Here is a 15,358-nt window from a genome sequence, read left to right as displayed (position 1 = left end):
CGCTTTCGGGCTTAGAGGCCCAAGCGCCGCGCGCGACCGGCGATCATCAGCGCCAGGCGCTCGGAGATCAGCTGATCGGGCGATCCGGACGTCTTGCAGGCGCGGTCGGCGTTGAGAACCTCGCCCTGAATCTCCAGGATGGCCTCCAGGTTCCAGGCGCGGGCTTGGCGGAGGAACTCACGCTCCTGTTTCCAGAAGACGCCCGAGGCCTTGGCGGCGGCCTGCAGGTCGACGCCGTTCTTGTGCAGGGTCAGCACGCGGCGCAGGCGGCCCAGATAGTAGCTCATGGCCCGGACAGCGGCCGGACCGCCTTCGCCCTCGGCGGCGGCGCGGCGCAGGGCCTGCTGGGCAGGACCGGCCTTGCCGCCGAAGGCGTCGGCGGCGGCGTCGCTGAGCGAGGCCTCGGGCTCGACGCCCAGGAAATCGGTCAGGTCGGCGGCGGTGGCGGTGACGCCGCTATTGGGGCCGAGATAGAGGGCCAGCCGTTCGATCTCGGCGCGGGCCACGCCGCGCTCCTTGGGCAGACGCGAGACGAAGAGGTCCAGGGCCTCGCTGTTCAGCCCCACCTTGTCGTTGGCCAGGGTGTCGCGGGTCAGGCGGGCCAGGTCGCCGGCCTCGTCCTCGTAGCAGGGGATGACGGCGCAGCCATTGGCTTTTTCGCCGACCTTGCGCAGCTGGGAGTCGCGACCCAGCGCCCCGGCCTCGACCAGGAAGAAGGCGTCGGGATTGAGCTGGCCCTCGACGTGGCGGGTCAGGGCTTCGGCGGCCTGCTTGTCGGGTCCGGCCTTCTCGCCGGCCAGGCGCAGGCGCACCAGACGCCGGCCGCCCATCAGCGACATGGCCGACAGCTCGTCCTCCAGCTTGGCCGGATCGGCGTCCAGGTCGCCGTCGGTGAGCATGGCGGTGTCGAAGGGGTCGTCCGGCCGCGCGACCACGCGCTTAGCCAGCGCGTTGGCGCGGTCACGCACCACGCCCCGATCCTTGCCGTAGATGACCACGGCCCGGATGTCCGGGGCCGGCTCCCGCAGGAAGCGTTCGACGTCCGGACGCTTGGAGAGGATCATCGGCCGCGGCCCTTAAGCCGGCTTCTTCTTGCCCGCCGCCAGCCAGGTGGCGAGATCCAGCTGGATCTTGCGGGCCGCTTCGGTCGCCGCCCGCTCCTGGCCGTCGTTCTGGGCCGCGATGGCCGCATAGGGCTGGTCGGCGGAGTCGTAGGTCACCGACACCTCGGTGTTGCCGTTGGTGGCTTCCTTACCGGTCTTGGCGTCCATCAGGCGCCAGCCGACGGTCATCCGCAGTTCGTAACGGTTGGCGACGTTGTCGAGACGCACGCCCCGGGCGAAGCGGAACTCCTTGACCGAGAAATAGAGCTTGTAGGCGGCGGCGTCGCCCTGCTTGTGACCCAAGGCGTCGTCCAGCTGCTCGCGCAGCAGGTAGCCGCCCCGGCCCTCGGCCGCGACGGTCTCGATGCTGGAGAGACCGCCCTCGACGCCCGGCCGGCCGTACAGCGGCGTGAAGCCGGCGCAGGCCGAGAGGACGAGGGTCGAGAGCGCGAAAGCGCCAGCCGCCAGGGTGCGTTTCATAGAGGTCCCTTGGGGTCTCAGTTGGCCACGATGTTGACGATGCGGTCCTTGACCACGATCACCTTGCGGACCGTGACGCCCTCAAGGTGGGCCAGGACGTTGGGATCCGCCAGAGCGATTTTCTGGACCTCGTCTTCCGGCGCGCCAGCCTTGACCTTGATCTCGCCGCGACGCTTGCCGTTGATCTGGATCGGCAGGACGCGCTCGTCGTCCGCGGCCAGGGCCGGATCGGCCTTGGGCCAGGGCGCGTCGACGACCATGCCTTCACCGCCGATACGGGCCCAGGCTTCTTCGGCCAGGTGCGGCGTGAAGGGCGCGACCAGGCGGGCCAGGATGTTCAGGGCCTCGGCGCGGGCCGCCAGGACGGCGTCCGAAGCGCCTTCAGCCGGAGCGGCCTTCAGGGCGTTCAGGAACTCGTACAGGCGCGCCACGCCGCTGTTGAAGCGGAAGCCCTCGATGCTGTCGGTGACGAAGCCGATCAGCTTGTGGGCCGCCTTGCGCAGGGTGAGCGCCGCTTCGTCGCCGTCGTCGTGGGCGAAGTCGCCGGCCGGCTGGCTGTCGAACTCGTTCCACAGGCGGTGGGTGAAGCGCCAGCTGCCCTCAACGCCCGAATTGGTCCACTGGACATCGCGTTCCGGCGGGCTGTCGCTCATCACGAACAGGCGCGCGCTGTCGACGCCATAGGCCTCGAAGATGTCCTCGGGGGCGACGACGTTCTTCTTGGACTTCGACATCTTCTCGACGTCGCCGATGATGATCGGGGCGCCGGTCGTGGCGTGGACCGCCGAGCGGCTATTGCCCTCGACGGTGATGCGGATGTCCGACGGCTCGACCCACTCGCCAGCCTCGTTCTTGTAGGCCTCGTGGGTGACCATGCCTTGGGTGAACAGGCCCGCGAACGGCTCCTCGACCGACAACAGACCCTCGTCCTTCAGGGCGCGGGTGATGAAGCGGGCATAGAGCAGGTGCAGAATCGCGTGCTCGACGCCGCCAATATACTGATCCACCGGCAGCCAGTGGTCGGCCGCGTCCTTGCCCACCGGCTCGGCGGCGTGGGTGTCGGCGAAACGGGCGAAGTACCAGCTGGAGTCGATGAACGTATCCAGCGTGTCGGTCTCGCGCTCGGCCTTGCCGCCGCACGAGGGACAGGTGGTGTGGCGCCAGGTTGGGTGGCGCAGCAGCGGGTTGCCCGGCTTGTCGAAGGTGACGTCCTCGGGCAGGGCGACCGGCAGCTGGTCTTCCGGCACGGGCACGACGCCGCAGGCCTGGCAGTGGACCACCGGAATAGGGCAGCCCCAGTAGCGCTGGCGCGAGACGCCCCAGTCGCGCAGGCGATAGACCGTCGCGCCCTGACCCTGGCCGGCCGCCTCGATGCGGGCGACCGCTTCAGCCTTGGCGGTCTCGACGTCCATGCCGTCCAGGAATTCCGAATTGAAGATCTTGCCGGGGCCGACATAGGCCTCCTTGCCGACCTGGAAGGTCGCCGGATCCTCGCCGTTCGGCAGGACGACGGGCTTGACCGGCAGGCCGTACTTGCGGGCGAAGTCCAGGTCGCGCTGGTCGTGGGCCGGGCAGGCGAAGATCGCGCCGGTGCCATAGTCCATCAGGATGAAATTGGCGATCCAGACGGGCAGGGTGATCGACGGATCCAGCGGGTGCTTCACCCGCAGGCCGGTGTCGTAGCCCAGCTTTTCGGCGCTCTCGATCTCGGCTTCCGAGGTGCCGCCCTTGCGGCAGTCGGCGATGAACTGCTGGATCTCGGGATTTTCGATCGCCAGGCGCTCGGCCAGCGGATGCTCGGGCGCGATGCCGACGAAGCTGGCGCCGAACAGGGTGTCGGGACGGGTGGTGTAGACCTCCAGCCCCGCCGTCAGATCTTCCTGGATTAGCTTCAGGAATTGGGCGGGGGTCGCGGTGTCGAATTTGAACTTGAAGCGTAGGCCCTTGGAGCGGCCGATCCAGTTCTCCTGCATCAGGCGAACCTTGTCGGGCCAGCGGTCCAGGGTCTTCAGGCCGTCGATCAGGGCGTCGGCGTAGTCGGTGATGCGCAGGAACCACTGGGTCAGCTTGCGCTTCTCCACCGTGGCGCCCGAGCGCCAGCCCTTACCGTCGATGACCTGCTCATTGGCCAGCACGGTCATGTCGATCGGGTCCCAGTTGACCGAGGCTTCCTTGCGATAGACTAGGCCGCGCTTCAGCAGGCGCAGGAACCAAGCCTGCTGCTTGCCATAGTATTCCGGGTCGCAGGTGGCGAACTCGCGCGACCAGTCGACCGAAATGCCCAGCGACTTCAGCTGCTCGCGCATGGCGGCGATGTTGTCGTAGGTCCAGCCCTTGGGATGGACGCCGCGCTCCATGGCCGCGTTCTCGGCCGGCATGCCGAAGGCGTCCCAGCCCATCGGGTGCAGCACGTTGAAGCCCTGGGCGCGCTTGTAGCGGGCCACCACGTCGCCCATGGCGTAGTTGCGGACGTGGCCCATGTGGATGCGGCCCGACGGATACGGGAACATCTCGAGCACGTAGTATTTCGGACGGCCGTCGTTGATCTCGCCGGTCTTGAAGACGTCGGCCTTCGCCCAGGCTTCACGCCACTTGGGCTCGGTGTCTTTGGGATTGTAGCGGGCCATCGGAAACCAGGGTCTTGGATGCAGGAACGCGCCCCAAAGGCGCGTCCGCGACAAATTAAGCGGTTTCGCGGCTGGAGCGCGCAGGAAATATAGGGTGTCACAAGGGTTCTCGCCGCGTCGACGAGAACCCTTGGAAGGGCCTTAGCCCTTGATGTTCGAAAGCCGAAGCTGTCGGGCGCGGGTCAGGATCGCGTTCTCGAGGTCGGTCGCGGTCTGGTCGGAGACCGGAGCATCGACCCAGGCGCCGTTGATGTCCTTGGACTGCTTGAACACCGTGACGTTCAGGCCGTCGGCGCGCAGGCGGGTGTCGAGGATGTAGACCGTGGCCTTGAAGCGCTCGGCCGGGGTTTCCGGGTTCACGTACCAGTCGGTGATGATCACGCCGCCGTATGGATCGGCCGAAGCCAGCGGCATGAAGGCCAGGGTGTCGAGGCTGGCGCGCCACAGGTAGCCATTGACGCCGATGGAGCCTTCCGAGGCCGGAGTGTCCTTCGAGCCGCCGATGCCCAGGAAACCCTTCTTCTCGCCTTGGGTCGAGAACGTCTTGGGGGCCTTGTTGCTGGCGCATGCGGTCATGCCCAGCATCGACAGAGCCAGGACGCCCGCGGCGAGGCCGCGCATCACAGACCCACGTTCAAACGCCATAGTACCTCGCTCCAAATATTTCGCGGGCGCTCGCGCGCACCCTGGCGCGCCCCCGCGGCCGGGAGCCGGTCTATAGCATGGCTGCGCCGCCTCAAAACAGGAATCGCGTGACCTCGTGGCAACAGGACTCGATTGAATCGCCCAATATGGCGCCGGGTGCGACCGAAGCGAGGTTGACCGCGTTCCGCTCCAGCCTTTAATCGCAATGTAAGGGCCCCGTTCCTAAATGGGATGGGTAGGGACAACTGAGTATAGGCGGCGAGTGGTGATGACCGCGACGCGTTTCTTTCTGGCGGGGACCGCCGCGCTGATCCTGACGGGATCGGCGTCGATGGCGTTCGCCCAGGCCAAGCCGCATGCCGTCACCCCCGATTTCTCGGTCAAGAACGACTTCACCAGCGCCGCCGCCGGCGTCCAATATCCGCAGGATGACAAGCGCACCCTGCGTTGGGACGCCAAGAAGGGCCGCTGGGGTCTGAAGCTGGATCTCGACCAACCGTCCAGCCGTGAAATGGAAATGCAGGACGTCCAGGCCGGAGCCTATTTCAAGGTGACCCCGTCGATCCGCGTCGGCGGCGCCGTGAGCCTGGGTGAATCCAACCCGGCGCTCGCCGCCCGCAAGGCTCAGCAGCCCGATCCGGCCCCGCGCGTCCGCCTCGAGACCGCTTTCAAATTCTAAGAACCGGCCAACGCCTCCACGGCCGCGATCCCGACAATCCCGCTGCCGAACAGCCGCGAGACCGTGCGCGCACGCACCCCGCCCAGCGCATAGACGGGCAGCGACGTCGTCGCGACCAGATCCTTCAAACCCTCCGCGCCCAGCGGTTCGCCGGCTGACGGACTGTTGCTGGGAAAGATCGGCGAGACGACGACCGCGTCGGCGGCCACTCGCTCGGCCGCCTGGAGCGCGCCACGATCATGGGCCGCGACGGTGATCAGCCAGCGGGCGTGCTCGGCCCGCAGGCGAGGGATCTCGGCCGAAAGCCGCTCCGGCATGTGCAGGCCATCGGCGCGGACGCCCTCGGCCAGGCCCGGATGGGCGCCGACCAGCAGCAGCAGGCCGCGCTCCGTGGCGATAGCCCGCAGGCGGCGTCCGCGCGCGATGGCGTCCTCGGCGCCGAACGCCCGGTAGACGATCCCCGCGCCGGCCGGCAGGCGCTCGGCGACGGCCTCGGGGTTCGGGACGCGTTGTGGATCGGTGAAGAACAGCAGGCTGGGCAGGGTCCGGCCGCGCACGATCCTTGGCGGAAAGGCCGCGGCGGCACTAGACAGGACTTCCAGTTCGCTCACGTTCCCGTCCAAGGCTACCCCCCAATGTCCCACGCCCTCGCTCGGATCCAGGACCGCATCGCCGCCGCCGAGAGGCGCGCCGGACGGCCGGCCGGATCGGTGACTCTGGTGGCGGTGTCCAAGACCCAGCCCTGGGAGCATATCGCGCCCGTGCTGGAGGCGGGACAGAAAGTCTATGGCGAGAACCGCGTCCAGGAAGCCATGGATCGCTGGGGCCCGCGCCGCGCGGGCCTGGAGCTGCGCCTGATCGGTCCGCTGCAGACCAACAAGGCCCGCGAGGCGGTCGGCTTCTTCGACGTCATCGAGACGCTCGACCGCGAGAAACTGGTCCGCGTGCTGACCGAGGAAATCCAGCGGGCGGGCAAGGCCCCGCGCCTCTACGTCCAGGTCAATATCGGCGAAGAGGCCCAGAAGGCCGGCATCGCGCCCGCGGAGGCCGACGCCTTCCTCGCCGCCTGCCGCGAGACCTACGGCCTGACGATCGAGGGCCTGATGTGCATCCCGCCTGTCGGCGCCGATCCCGCGCCCTATTTCGCGTCCTTGCGGACCATCGCCGCGCGCAACGGCGTGGAGAAGCTGTCGATGGGCATGAGCGACGACTTCGAGATCGCCATCGCCGAAGGCGCGACCTCGGTCCGGGTGGGATCGGCGCTGTTCGGCGGCCGCAACTACGGTTAGTCGGCCACGATCTGGACCGCGTCGCCGGGCTTGGCGATCGCCAGCACCGCCTCGAGGTCCGGTCGCGCCAGGGCCACGCAGCCCTCGGTGCCCGGATAGCCGTCGCGGGCCAGGTGCATGAAGATCGCCGAACCCATGCCTGGCACGGGCGGACGGTCGTTATGGCCCAGGATAATGACCAAATCGTAGACGTGGTCGTCACGCCACATCCGTTCAGCGCTGGCCGGGTAAGGCAGCAGGACGGGGCGGTTGTAGTTCGGATCGCCCGGGGAGTCGCACCAGCCGTCGTCGGGCCGGGTGGCGTGGACGGGCAGGGCGGTGTTCGGACCGCCTTTATAGACGTCGGGCCGGTACCAGACCTCGCGCATGACCCAGGTCCCGGCCGGGCTCTTGTTGTCGCCCTCGCGCTTGTCGGCGGCGGCGATCGCGCCGGCCTTGCCGATCGCGCAGCGCAGGGTGCGGCCATTCAGTTCGAAGCGGCCATCGGCGTGGGCCCGGAACAGCATCAATGGTCGTCTCCCAGACTTCTCTGTTTGGCGCTCAGTCGCCGCCGAAACCGGCTACCACTTTCGGCTATTGAGCTTAAGGCCCCGCTCGGGGTTGTCCCCGAGGGCCGCAGCGGTGCATGTTCCGCCTTATGGCGCAACGCAAGACGCTTCTGCTGATCGACGACGATGAGGACCTGCGCGGCGCCCTGGCCGAGCAATTGGCCCTGCACGAGGAATTCGCCGTGGCCGAGGCCGCGACGGCCGGCGAGGGCGTGAAGATGTCGCGCGAGGTCAAGCCCGACCTGATTCTGCTGGATGTCGACCTGCCCGACATGGACGGTCGCGAGGCCTGCCGCCTGATGCGCAAGAACGGGGTCACGGCCCCGGTGATCATGCTGACGGCAGCGGTCAGTGACAGCGACACCATCCTGGGCCTGGAGTCCGGGGCCAACGACTATGTCACCAAGCCCTTCCGCTTTGGCGTTCTGCTGGCCCGAATCCGCGCCCAGCTGCGCAGCTACGAAGCATCGGAAGACGCGCTGTTCCGCATCGGTCCGTACGAATTCCGCCCCTCGGCCAAGTTGCTGGTCGACGAGAAGCAGAAGAAGGTGCGGCTGACCGAGAAGGAAACCAACATCCTCAAGTACCTCTACCGCGCCGGTTCGAAGCCCGTGTCGCGCGAGGAGCTGCTGACCGAGGTATGGGGCTACAACGCCGGGGTCACAACCCACACGCTGGAGACCCACGTCTACCGCCTGCGCCAGAAGATCGAACCGGATCCGGCGGCGGCCAGGATCCTGATCACCGAGATGGGCGGCTACCGCCTGCAACCGTAACAAAAAAGGCCCGGTCAGCGATGACCGGGCCTTCTTGCATTTTCGCGGTGGCGTTCGAAGCTAGGCGTTGCCCATCACGCCGCCGGCTTCGGCCTGGGCCTTGCGCGCGGCGTAGACGCCGGCGAAGTCGATCGGATCGATCAGGAAGGGCGGGAAGCCGCCTTCGGCGGTGACGTCCGAGATCAGGCGACGCGCGTACGGGAACAGGAAGCGCGGGCATTCGATCAGCAGCACCGGCTCCAGGTCTTCCTCGGCGACGCCGGCGATGTGGAACAGGCCGCCATAGACGACTTCGATGTGGAACACCGCCTGCTCTTCGCGCGTGGCGCGGGCCGAGAGCTTCAGATCGACTTCGAACAGGCCATCCGGGCGACCGCGGGCGTTCATCTCGACGCCCATGTCAATGGCGGGCTGGGCCGCGCCGGCCCGCAGGCTGTCGGGCGCCAGGGGGTTCTCGAACGAGAAGTCGCGGACGAATTGGGCCAGGATACGGATGCCCGATTGCGCGGCGGCGTTGTCGTCCGAAGTCGCCTCGGGGGCGCCATTGGGGGCGCCATTGGGGGCGGTTGTGTCGGTCATTAGGATAAAATCCGTAATCGGCGTCTAAAACGCCTAAGAAAGGTGGGCGCTGCTACCATGAGGGCCCGTCCGGCGCAACGCTGGGCGCCTGACGGGAGAACGCGTCTCACCTATATAGAGATGATATCCTGGGCCCAAAGCCCGTTGCCGGACCTTGAAGTGCTCCAGATCCTGTTCCTCGCCGCGGTCGCCGCGGTCGTCCTGTATCAGCTGTACGCCACCCTGGGGCGCCGCACGGGCCGTCAGCCCGAGGACGTGGTGACGGCTCAGCCCGGCGCGGCCCCGGCGCCGGCCGATACGCATCCGATCCTGCGCACCGAAGGCCTGGCCGCCCTGAAGTCGAAACAACCGGACTTCGATCCGACCAAGTTCCTGGCCGGCGCCCGCTCGGCCTATGAGCAGATCGTCAAGGCCTACGCCGAAGGCGACCGCGAGACGCTGAAACCGCTGCTGGCCCCGGACGTCATGGCCAATTTCGAGCAGGCCATGGCCGCGCGCGAGACCGCCGGCCGCAGCGAGAAGGTCGAGTTCATGGCTCCGCCGCGCCTGGACCTCGAGCGGATCGACGTGGTCGGCGACCTGGCCAAGGCCGTGGTGCGGATTCTGGCCGAGGTGCGCACCCGCACTAAGGACGAGCGCGGCGAAGGCGTCGACGATCGCCGCACCGCCGAGCTCTGGACCTTCGAGCGCGAGGTCAAGAGCGGCAATCCCAACTGGCGCCTGGCCTTCGTCGCCGCCGCCGAGGCGTAATGGCCAAGATCCGCCGCGCCCCAACCGCCTTCGCCCCCCTGGCCCTGGCGGGTCTGCTGCTGGGCGCCTGCGCCAGCACGACGACGGCGCCGCCCGTCCCGACCGGGCCGACGATCTCGCCACCGGCGATCGGCGCCACGCCGTCGCCTTCGACCCCGCCCGCGTCGGCGCTGTCCTTCGCCAGCCTGGCCGGCTGGGCCGAAGAGGATCATGTGGCGGCCCTCGACGCCTTCCGCGCCGGCTGCGGCGTCGCCAGGGAGCCGGCCATGGCCCGCGTCTGCGGCCTGGCCCGCAACGCCACCGTCCGGGACGAGCCCGGCGCGCGGGCGTTCCTGGAGACCAATTTCCGGATCGAGCCGGTTCGCCAGAAGGAGGGAGGCGACGAGGGCCTGCTGACCGCCTATTTCGCCCCCCAGTATGAGGCGCGGATGTCGCGCAACGCCGAGTTCACCGTCCCGGTGCGCGGCCTGCCGGCCGATCTGGTCGTGCTGGACCTCGGCGCGTTCGAGCCCAGCTTCGTCGGCAAGAAGATCACCGGTCACGTCGAGGGCGCGACCTTCGCGCCCTATCCGGACCGCGCCGAGATCGAGGCGACCCCGACCGACAGACCCCTGGCGTGGATGCGACCGGAGGAGCTGTTCTTCCTGCAGATCCAGGGCTCGGGGGTGCTCGTCCTGCCCGATGGCCGCCGGGTGCGCGCCGTGTTCGCCGCCACGAATGGCCGACCGTTCGTGGGCGTGGCCAACGCCATGCGCGACAAGGGCCTTTTGCCCGACAATAACACATCCGGCGACGCCATCCGCGCCTGGCTGGCCGACCATCGCGGGCCTGAGGCCGACGCGGTCATGCAGCTGAACCCGCGCTATGTGTTCTTCAAGACGCTCCCCGATGACGGCAAGGAGCCCGTCGGCTCGGCCGGCGTGCCGCTGCCGCCGGGGCGGGCCATCGCCATCGATCCCAGCCGCCACGCCATGGGCGAGCTCTACTGGCTGGACGCCGCCGCGCCGAAGTTGTCGGGCGCCTTTCCGGCCTATCGCCGCCTGGCCATGACGCTGGACACCGGCGGGGCGATCAAGGGCGACGTCCGCGCCGATCTTTACATGGGCACGGGCGCGGCCGCCGGCGCCGAGGCCGGCCGTGTGCGCCACGCCCTGCGCCTGTACCGGCTCGTACCGCGCTGACATGGTCAGGAAGCCGCCGCCCGGGCCCGAGGACGACAAGCGCCTCTGGAAGCTCGTCGCCTCGACCGTGACGCCGCGCGCGCCGGAAAAGCCCGAGAAGATGCGCTCCAAGGCGCGGATCCGGCCGGTGAAGAGCGACACGGCCATTCCGGTGGAGCAGCCCACGCACCTGGCCTCGATCGCGCCGCTGCGCGTCAGTCCCGAGGAGCTCAAGCCCGCTCCGGCCAAGGCCCTGAAAGGTCCCGCCCACCGCATCGAGCCCAACCGCAAGCGCCGCATAGCCAAGGAGCACGACCCGATCGGCGCGCGCCTGGACATGCATGGCCTCGACCAGGACCAGGCGAGGGCCACGCTCGAGGGGTTCATCCGACGGGCCTATGATGACGGCCACCGGGCGGTGCTGGTCATCACCGGCAAGGGCAGGGTCGGCCACGGCGTGCTGAAACAGCGAACGCCGGAGTGGCTGGCGGGGCCGGCCGTGCGCGAGATGATCGCTGGGGTCTCGACCGCCGATCAGCGGCACGGCGGTGACGGGGCGCTGTATGTGGCGCTGAAGCGCAAGGGTTAGCGCGAGGCCTCGGGCCCCTCAGCTCTTCCGCGAAGCTTTTTCCGCGATGCCTGAGGTCCCTTCGCGGGCCTCCAGCTTCTCGGCCACGGCGTCCAGGGACACCCCCGACGCCGCCATCAGCGCCAGCCAGTGGTAGAGCAGGTCGGCGCTCTCCGCCGCCAGGGCGTCCGGATCCTGAGCCACGGCGGCGATCACCGTCTCGACGGCTTCCTCGCCCAGCTTCTTGGCGGCCAGGGCGGGGTCGTTGAGCAGCTTGGCGGTGTAGGACACCGACGGATCACCGCCCTTGCGGGCCGCGATCGTGGCGGCGAGGCGTTGCAGGACGTCAGTCAGGCGCTGGCTCATGCGGCGCTCCGGTCCAGGCGCACGGGGATGCCGGCGTCGGCCATGGCCTGCTTGGCCTCGCCGATGCTGATCTCGCCGAAGTGAAAGATCGACGCGGCCAGCACGGCGGCGGCGTGGCCGTCGCGGGCGGCTTCGACCAGGTGTTCGGTGGTCCCCGCGCCGCCCGAGGCGATCACCGGCACGGACACCGCGCTGGTCACGGCCTTCAGCAGCGGGATGTCGTAGCCGATCTTGGCCCCGTCGCGGTCCATCGAGGTCAGAAGAATCTCGCCCGCCCCGCGCTCGACGACCTTGGCGGCCCAGTCGACCACGTCGAGGCCGGTGTCCTTGCGGCCGCCATAGGTCCAGACGTTCCAGCCCGAGCCGTCCTCGCGCAGCTTGGCGTCGATGGCCACGACCACGCACTGGGCCCCGAAGGCGTCGGCGCCGGCGGCGATCAGGTCGGGGTTCTCGACGGCGGCGGTGTTGGTCGAGACCTTGTCGGCCCCGGCCAGCAGCAGGCGGCGCATGTCCGACACCTGACGCACGCCCCCGCCCACCGAGACGGGCATGAAGCAGACCTCGGCGGTGCGGGAGATGACGTCCAGGATCAGGCCGCGGCCCTCGCTGGAGGCGGTGATGTCCAAGAACATCAGCTCGTCGGCGCCGGCGGCGTCATAGGCGCGGGCCTGCTCTACCGGATCGCCGGCGTCGCGCAGGGAGACGAAGTTGACCCCCTTGACCACCCGCCCGTCCTTCACGTCGAGGCAGGGAATGATCCGGGTCTTCAGCATCAGGCGGCCGCCGCGATCAGGGCTTCGGACGGCTTGATCGTGCCGGCGTAGAGCGAGCGGCCCAGGATGGCGCCGGCGATCTCGACGCCCGGGCGGGCCTTGAGGCGCTCGATGTCGGAGACAGCGGCCACGCCACCGGAGGCGATGACGGGAATGGAGACCGCGTCGGCCAGTTCGCCCACGCCCTCGACATTGACGCCGGTCAGGGCGCCGTCGCGGCTGATGTCGGTGATGATCAAGGCGGCGACGCCGACGTCCTCGAAGCGGCGCGACAGGTCGATGGCCGACAGGTCCGACAGGCCGGTCCAGCCGTCGATGGCGACCTTGCCGTCACGCACGTCGACGGCCACGGCGATCTGCTCGGGCCATAGGCGCGCGGCCTTGCGGACCAGGTCCGGGTCGTGGACGGCCACGGTGCCGAGGATGACGCGGCTGACGCCGGCCTCGATCCAGGCCTCGACGCCTTCCAGCGTGCGGATGCCGCCGCCCAGCTGCACGGGGATCGAGATCGACTCCAGGATCGACTCGACGGCGGCGGTGTTGACCGACTTGCCCTCGATGGCGCCGTTCAGGTCGACGACATGCAGCCACGAGAAGCCGTCCTTGACGAAGCGCTGGGCCTGGTCGGCGGGCGAGGTGTTGAAGACCGTGGCCTTCTCCATGTCGCCGTGCAGCAGGCGCACGCACTGGCCGTCCTTCAGGTCGATGGCGGGATAGAGGATCATGGGCGCCATTCCAGGAAGTTGGCGAGCAGGGCGAGCCCTGAAGCTTGTGACTTTTCGGGGTGAAACTGTACGCCCGCGACATTGTCCTTGGCCACCGCCGCGACGAACGGGCCGCCGTGGTCGGTGGTGGCCACGACATCGGCCGGGTCGGCCGCGTCCAGGGCGAAGGAGTTGGCATAGTACATGTGGGCGCCGTCCTCGATCCCCGCGAACAGGGCGTGAGGGCGGACGAAGCTGATGGCGTTCCAGCCCATGTGCGGGATGGTTAGGGCCGGGTCGTTGGGCTCGAGCTTCTTCACCTGGCCGGCGATCCAGTCCAAGCCCGGCGTGACGCCGAACTCCAGGCCTTCGGTCGCCAGCAGCTGGTGGCCGACGCAGATGCCCATGAAGGGAACACCGCGGCGGTGCACGGCGTGGTTCATCGCTTCGTAGACGCCGGTGGCGTCCAGGCCCGCGCGGCATGAGGCGAAGGCCCCGACGCCGGGCAGGAAGACGCGGTCGGCCTCGGCGACGAGGTCGGGGTCGGCGGTGACGACGATCTCGGCGTCGAGCGCGCGGCGACGGGCCGCCTCACGCAGGGCCTTCTCGGCCGAACGCAGGTTGCCCGACCCGTAATCGATCAGGGCGACGGTCTGCATGGAGGATCCTTACAGCACGCCCTTGGTGGACGGAGCCTGGCCGCCGGTCTTCGGGTCGATCTCGACCGCCTGACGCAGCGCCCGGGCGAGGGCCTTGAAGCCGCTTTCGGCCACATGGTGGGTGTTGTCGCCGTACAGGGTCTCCAGATGGACGCACGCCCCGACGTTCATGGCGAACGCGTGGTGGAACTCCTTGAAGAGCTCGGTGTCCATCTCGCCGACCTTGGGCCGCTTGAAGTCGACCTTCCAGATCAGATACGGCCGGTTGGACAAGTCGATGGCGCAGCGCGTCAGGGTCTCGTCCATCGGGATATAGGCGTGGCCGAAGCGCCGGACGCCCTTGAAGCCGTCCAACGCCTGCTTGATCGCCAAGCCGAGAACGATGCCCGTGTCCTCGACCGTGTGGTGCATGTCGATATGCAGGTCGCCCTTGGTCTCGACCTTGAGGTCGAAGCCGCCGTGGCGCGCGAAGCTCTCCAGCATATGGTCGTAGAAACCGATGCCGGTGGAGATCGTCGAGGCGCCGGTCCCGTCGAGATCGATCCAGACCCGGATCTGGGTCTCCTTCGTCTCGCGGACCACTTCAGCGGTGCGGGCCATCTGCGTCCTTACAGTCGGTTCTTGCCTAAAGACCGTTTTGGGCGGCCAGCTCGCGCAGGGAAACCTGCGGGCGCGGACCGTAGTGATCGATCACCTCGGCGGCGGCCAGGGAGCCCAGCTGGCCGCAGACCGGCAGCGCGAGACCCTGGGTCAGGCCGTAGAGGAAACCTGCGGCGTATTGGTCGCCCGCGCCGGTCGTGTCCACGATTTTTTCCACGGGGTAGGCCGAGATTTCGTGAAGTTGCCCGCCCGAGGCCACGACCGAACCCTTTTCGCTGCGGGTGACGGCGGCGATCTCGACCATCCCGGTCAGCGCCTTGGTCGCGGCGTCGAAGTCGTCGGTCTCGAACAGGGCGCAGACCTCGGCGGCGTTGGCGAAGACGATGTCGCACTGGGTCTGGATGAAGCCCAGCAGGCCGGCGCGGTGGCGTTCGACCACGAAGCTGTCCGACAGGGTGATCGCGATCTTGCGGCCGGCGCCGTGGGCCAGGGCGGCGGCCTTGGCGAAGGCGCGGCGGGCTTCCGGCGGATCGAACAGATAGCCTTCCAGATACGAGACCTGGGCGGCCTCGATAATCTCGGGATCGACATCGGCGCTGGACAGCTCGACGCAGGCGCCGAGATAGGTCGACATGGTGCGCTGGGCGTCGGCGGTGACGTTGATCAGGCTCTGGGCGGTGGCCGGACCTTCGGCCAGCGAGGGCGTGGTGAACACGCAGCCGATCGCCTTCATGTCGTGGCGGAACACGCGGCCCAGCTGGTCGTCGGCGACCTTGCCGATATAGGCGGCCCTGCCGCCGAAGCTGGCGATGCCGGCCATGGTGTTGGCGACGCTGCCGCCCGAGGCCTCGATGCCGGAGGCCATGGCGTCATAGAGGCTCGCGGCCCGCGCCGGGTCGATCAGGGCCATCGAGCCCTTGGTCAGGCCTTCCTGGGCGAGGAAGGCGTCGTCGCACTGAGCGATGACGTCGACGATGGCGTTGCCGATGCCGGCGACGTCGTAGAGCGCGGTCATGGAGCGGAACAAACCTTTGAAAGAACAGGGCGGGGAA

General features: G+C 68.6%; 19 protein-coding genes. 6 read left to right on the top strand and 13 right to left on the bottom strand.

Translation table 11 applies throughout. The features are described from left to right. Positions 1-11 precede the first annotated feature (11 nt). From holA to AC1RJ9_RS07060, 4 genes are all read right to left on the bottom strand, one after another. Positions 12-1,064: a DNA polymerase III subunit delta gene (gene holA / locus AC1RJ9_RS07075; RefSeq protein WP_492838971.1), complete on the bottom strand. Its 1,053-nt coding sequence runs from the start codon at positions 1,062-1,064 to the stop codon at positions 12-14. A gap of 12 nt (positions 1,065-1,076) precedes the next feature. After that, positions 1,077-1,583: an LPS assembly lipoprotein LptE gene (gene lptE / locus AC1RJ9_RS07070; protein WP_492838973.1), complete on the bottom strand. Its 507-nt coding sequence runs from the start codon at positions 1,581-1,583 to the stop codon at positions 1,077-1,079. 17 nt (positions 1,584-1,600) lie between these two features. Next, positions 1,601-4,210 (bottom strand): leucine--tRNA ligase, encoded by a 2,610-nt coding sequence (gene leuS / locus AC1RJ9_RS07065; RefSeq protein ID WP_492838975.1) that lies wholly within the window; start codon positions 4,208-4,210, stop codon positions 1,601-1,603. Between the two features lie 141 nt (positions 4,211-4,351). Beyond that, positions 4,352-4,870 (bottom strand): DUF3576 domain-containing protein, encoded by a 519-nt coding sequence (locus AC1RJ9_RS07060; protein WP_492838976.1) that lies wholly within the window; start codon positions 4,868-4,870, stop codon positions 4,352-4,354. A 253-nt stretch (positions 4,871-5,123) separates the two neighbouring features. On the opposite strand from AC1RJ9_RS07060, the gene AC1RJ9_RS07055 reads away from it, so the two are divergent. Continuing rightward, a complete protein-coding gene (locus tag AC1RJ9_RS07055) occupies positions 5,124-5,534 on the top strand; it encodes an NtrZ family periplasmic regulatory protein (protein WP_199743570.1) in 411 nt (136 codons plus the stop codon). Here AC1RJ9_RS07055 and AC1RJ9_RS07050 read toward each other — a convergent pair. Next, positions 5,531-6,136: a thiamine phosphate synthase gene (locus tag AC1RJ9_RS07050; RefSeq protein WP_492839140.1), complete on the bottom strand. Its 606-nt coding sequence runs from the start codon at positions 6,134-6,136 to the stop codon at positions 5,531-5,533. The two genes, AC1RJ9_RS07055 and AC1RJ9_RS07050, sit on opposite strands and share 4 nt — an antisense overlap. Positions 6,137-6,169: 33 nt before the next feature. Between AC1RJ9_RS07050 and AC1RJ9_RS07045 the strand changes: the two genes are divergently transcribed. Continuing rightward, a complete protein-coding gene (locus AC1RJ9_RS07045) occupies positions 6,170-6,823 on the top strand; it encodes a YggS family pyridoxal phosphate-dependent enzyme (protein WP_492838977.1) in 654 nt (217 codons plus the stop codon). Here the strand turns inward: AC1RJ9_RS07045 and AC1RJ9_RS07040 are convergent. Then, the gene (locus AC1RJ9_RS07040) at positions 6,820-7,329 is read right to left on the bottom strand and encodes a L,D-transpeptidase family protein (RefSeq protein ID WP_492838978.1); all 510 of its coding nucleotides are present in this window, start codon (positions 7,327-7,329) and stop codon (positions 6,820-6,822) included. The genes AC1RJ9_RS07045 and AC1RJ9_RS07040 overlap by 4 nt on opposite strands. A gap of 131 nt (positions 7,330-7,460) precedes the next feature. Here AC1RJ9_RS07040 and AC1RJ9_RS07035 point away from each other — a divergent pair, with 131 nt between their 5' ends. Next, positions 7,461-8,147, top strand: a complete 687-nt coding sequence (locus AC1RJ9_RS07035) for a response regulator transcription factor (RefSeq protein ID WP_492839141.1) — start codon at positions 7,461-7,463, stop codon at positions 8,145-8,147. 60 nt (positions 8,148-8,207) lie between these two features. Here the strand turns inward: AC1RJ9_RS07035 and secB are convergent, their stop codons facing one another. Continuing rightward, positions 8,208-8,726, bottom strand: coding sequence for a protein-export chaperone SecB (gene secB / locus AC1RJ9_RS07030; RefSeq protein WP_492838980.1), 519 nt, complete (start codon positions 8,724-8,726; stop codon positions 8,208-8,210). A 144-nt stretch (positions 8,727-8,870) separates the two neighbouring features. Here secB and timA point away from each other — a divergent pair, with 144 nt between their 5' ends. Genes timA through AC1RJ9_RS07015 form a run of 3 tightly spaced genes read left to right on the top strand, consistent with a single transcriptional unit; the run spans position 8,871 to position 11,225 of the window. Continuing rightward, positions 8,871-9,476 carry a TIM44-related membrane protein TimA gene (gene timA, locus AC1RJ9_RS07025; protein ID WP_492838981.1) on the top strand — a complete coding sequence of 202 codons (606 nt, stop codon included), beginning with the start codon at positions 8,871-8,873 and terminating at the stop codon, positions 9,474-9,476. Continuing rightward, positions 9,476-10,657 carry a murein transglycosylase A gene (gene mltA / locus AC1RJ9_RS07020; protein WP_492838983.1) on the top strand — a complete coding sequence of 394 codons (1,182 nt, stop codon included), beginning with the start codon at positions 9,476-9,478 and terminating at the stop codon, positions 10,655-10,657. The genes timA and mltA overlap by 1 nt, the downstream gene beginning before the upstream one ends. Position 10,658: 1 nt before the next feature. After that, positions 10,659-11,225, top strand: a complete 567-nt coding sequence (locus AC1RJ9_RS07015) for a Smr/MutS family protein (RefSeq protein ID WP_492839142.1) — start codon at positions 10,659-10,661, stop codon at positions 11,223-11,225. Positions 11,226-11,243: 18 nt separating this feature from the next. Here the strand turns inward: AC1RJ9_RS07015 and AC1RJ9_RS07010 are convergent, their stop codons facing one another. From AC1RJ9_RS07010 to AC1RJ9_RS06985, 6 genes are read right to left on the bottom strand one after another with little or no spacing between them, the layout of a single operon-like run. Further along, positions 11,244-11,570 (bottom strand): phosphoribosyl-ATP diphosphatase, encoded by a 327-nt coding sequence (locus AC1RJ9_RS07010; protein ID WP_492838984.1) that lies wholly within the window; start codon positions 11,568-11,570, stop codon positions 11,244-11,246. Then, on the bottom strand, positions 11,567-12,343 hold the full coding sequence (gene hisF, locus AC1RJ9_RS07005) for an imidazole glycerol phosphate synthase subunit HisF (RefSeq protein WP_492838985.1): 777 nt from the start codon (positions 12,341-12,343) through the stop codon (positions 11,567-11,569). The genes AC1RJ9_RS07010 and hisF overlap by 4 nt, the downstream gene beginning before the upstream one ends. Then, positions 12,343-13,077 (bottom strand): 1-(5-phosphoribosyl)-5-[(5-phosphoribosylamino)methylideneamino]imidazole-4-carboxamide isomerase, encoded by a 735-nt coding sequence (hisA, locus tag AC1RJ9_RS07000; RefSeq protein WP_492838987.1) that lies wholly within the window; start codon positions 13,075-13,077, stop codon positions 12,343-12,345. The genes hisF and hisA overlap by 1 nt, the downstream gene beginning before the upstream one ends. Then, positions 13,065-13,706, bottom strand: a complete 642-nt coding sequence (gene hisH / locus AC1RJ9_RS06995) for an imidazole glycerol phosphate synthase subunit HisH (RefSeq protein WP_492838989.1) — start codon at positions 13,704-13,706, stop codon at positions 13,065-13,067. Before hisH ends, hisA begins: the two co-directional genes overlap by 13 nt. A gap of 9 nt (positions 13,707-13,715) precedes the next feature. After that, positions 13,716-14,306, bottom strand: a complete 591-nt coding sequence (gene hisB, locus AC1RJ9_RS06990) for an imidazoleglycerol-phosphate dehydratase HisB (RefSeq protein WP_492838991.1) — start codon at positions 14,304-14,306, stop codon at positions 13,716-13,718. Between the two features lie 25 nt (positions 14,307-14,331). Next, positions 14,332-15,321, bottom strand: a complete 990-nt coding sequence (locus tag AC1RJ9_RS06985; RefSeq protein ID WP_492838993.1) for an adenosine kinase — start codon at positions 15,319-15,321, stop codon at positions 14,332-14,334. Positions 15,322-15,358: the final 37 nt, after the last annotated feature.

Source organism: Caulobacter sp. GW822-FHT07D08 (genome assembly GCF_058798735.1).
Note: the sequence above shows the minus strand (reverse complement) of the source record. Positions and strands in the feature narration are given on the sequence as shown.

What these genes read in the sequence shown, in the direction of transcription:
- holA (WP_492838971.1), bottom strand. Translation starts at nt 1,064, where the DNA reads ATGATCCTCTCCAAGCGTCCGGACGTCGAACGCTTCCTGCGGGAGCCG.
- lptE (WP_492838973.1), bottom strand. Translation starts at nt 1,583, where the DNA reads ATGAAACGCACCCTGGCGGCTGGCGCTTTCGCGCTCTCGACCCTCGTC.
- leuS (WP_492838975.1), bottom strand. Translation starts at nt 4,210, where the DNA reads ATGGCCCGCTACAATCCCAAAGACACCGAGCCCAAGTGGCGTGAAGCC.
- AC1RJ9_RS07055 (WP_199743570.1), top strand. Translation starts at nt 5,124, where the DNA reads ATGACCGCGACGCGTTTCTTTCTGGCGGGGACCGCCGCGCTGATCCTG.
- AC1RJ9_RS07045 (WP_492838977.1), top strand. Translation starts at nt 6,170, where the DNA reads ATGTCCCACGCCCTCGCTCGGATCCAGGACCGCATCGCCGCCGCCGAG.
- AC1RJ9_RS07040 (WP_492838978.1), bottom strand. Translation starts at nt 7,329, where the DNA reads ATGCTGTTCCGGGCCCACGCCGATGGCCGCTTCGAACTGAATGGCCGC.
- AC1RJ9_RS07035 (WP_492839141.1), top strand. Translation starts at nt 7,461, where the DNA reads ATGGCGCAACGCAAGACGCTTCTGCTGATCGACGACGATGAGGACCTG.
- secB (WP_492838980.1), bottom strand. Translation starts at nt 8,726, where the DNA reads ATGACCGACACAACCGCCCCCAATGGCGCCCCCAATGGCGCCCCCGAG.
- mltA (WP_492838983.1), top strand. Translation starts at nt 9,476, where the DNA reads ATGGCCAAGATCCGCCGCGCCCCAACCGCCTTCGCCCCCCTGGCCCTG.
- AC1RJ9_RS07015 (WP_492839142.1), top strand. Translation starts at nt 10,659, where the DNA reads ATGGTCAGGAAGCCGCCGCCCGGGCCCGAGGACGACAAGCGCCTCTGG.
- AC1RJ9_RS07010 (WP_492838984.1), bottom strand. Translation starts at nt 11,570, where the DNA reads ATGAGCCAGCGCCTGACTGACGTCCTGCAACGCCTCGCCGCCACGATC.
- hisF (WP_492838985.1), bottom strand. Translation starts at nt 12,343, where the DNA reads ATGCTGAAGACCCGGATCATTCCCTGCCTCGACGTGAAGGACGGGCGG.
- hisA (WP_492838987.1), bottom strand. Translation starts at nt 13,077, where the DNA reads ATGGCGCCCATGATCCTCTATCCCGCCATCGACCTGAAGGACGGCCAG.
- hisH (WP_492838989.1), bottom strand. Translation starts at nt 13,706, where the DNA reads ATGCAGACCGTCGCCCTGATCGATTACGGGTCGGGCAACCTGCGTTCG.
- hisB (WP_492838991.1), bottom strand. Translation starts at nt 14,306, where the DNA reads ATGGCCCGCACCGCTGAAGTGGTCCGCGAGACGAAGGAGACCCAGATC.
- AC1RJ9_RS06985 (WP_492838993.1), bottom strand. Translation starts at nt 15,321, where the DNA reads ATGACCGCGCTCTACGACGTCGCCGGCATCGGCAACGCCATCGTCGAC.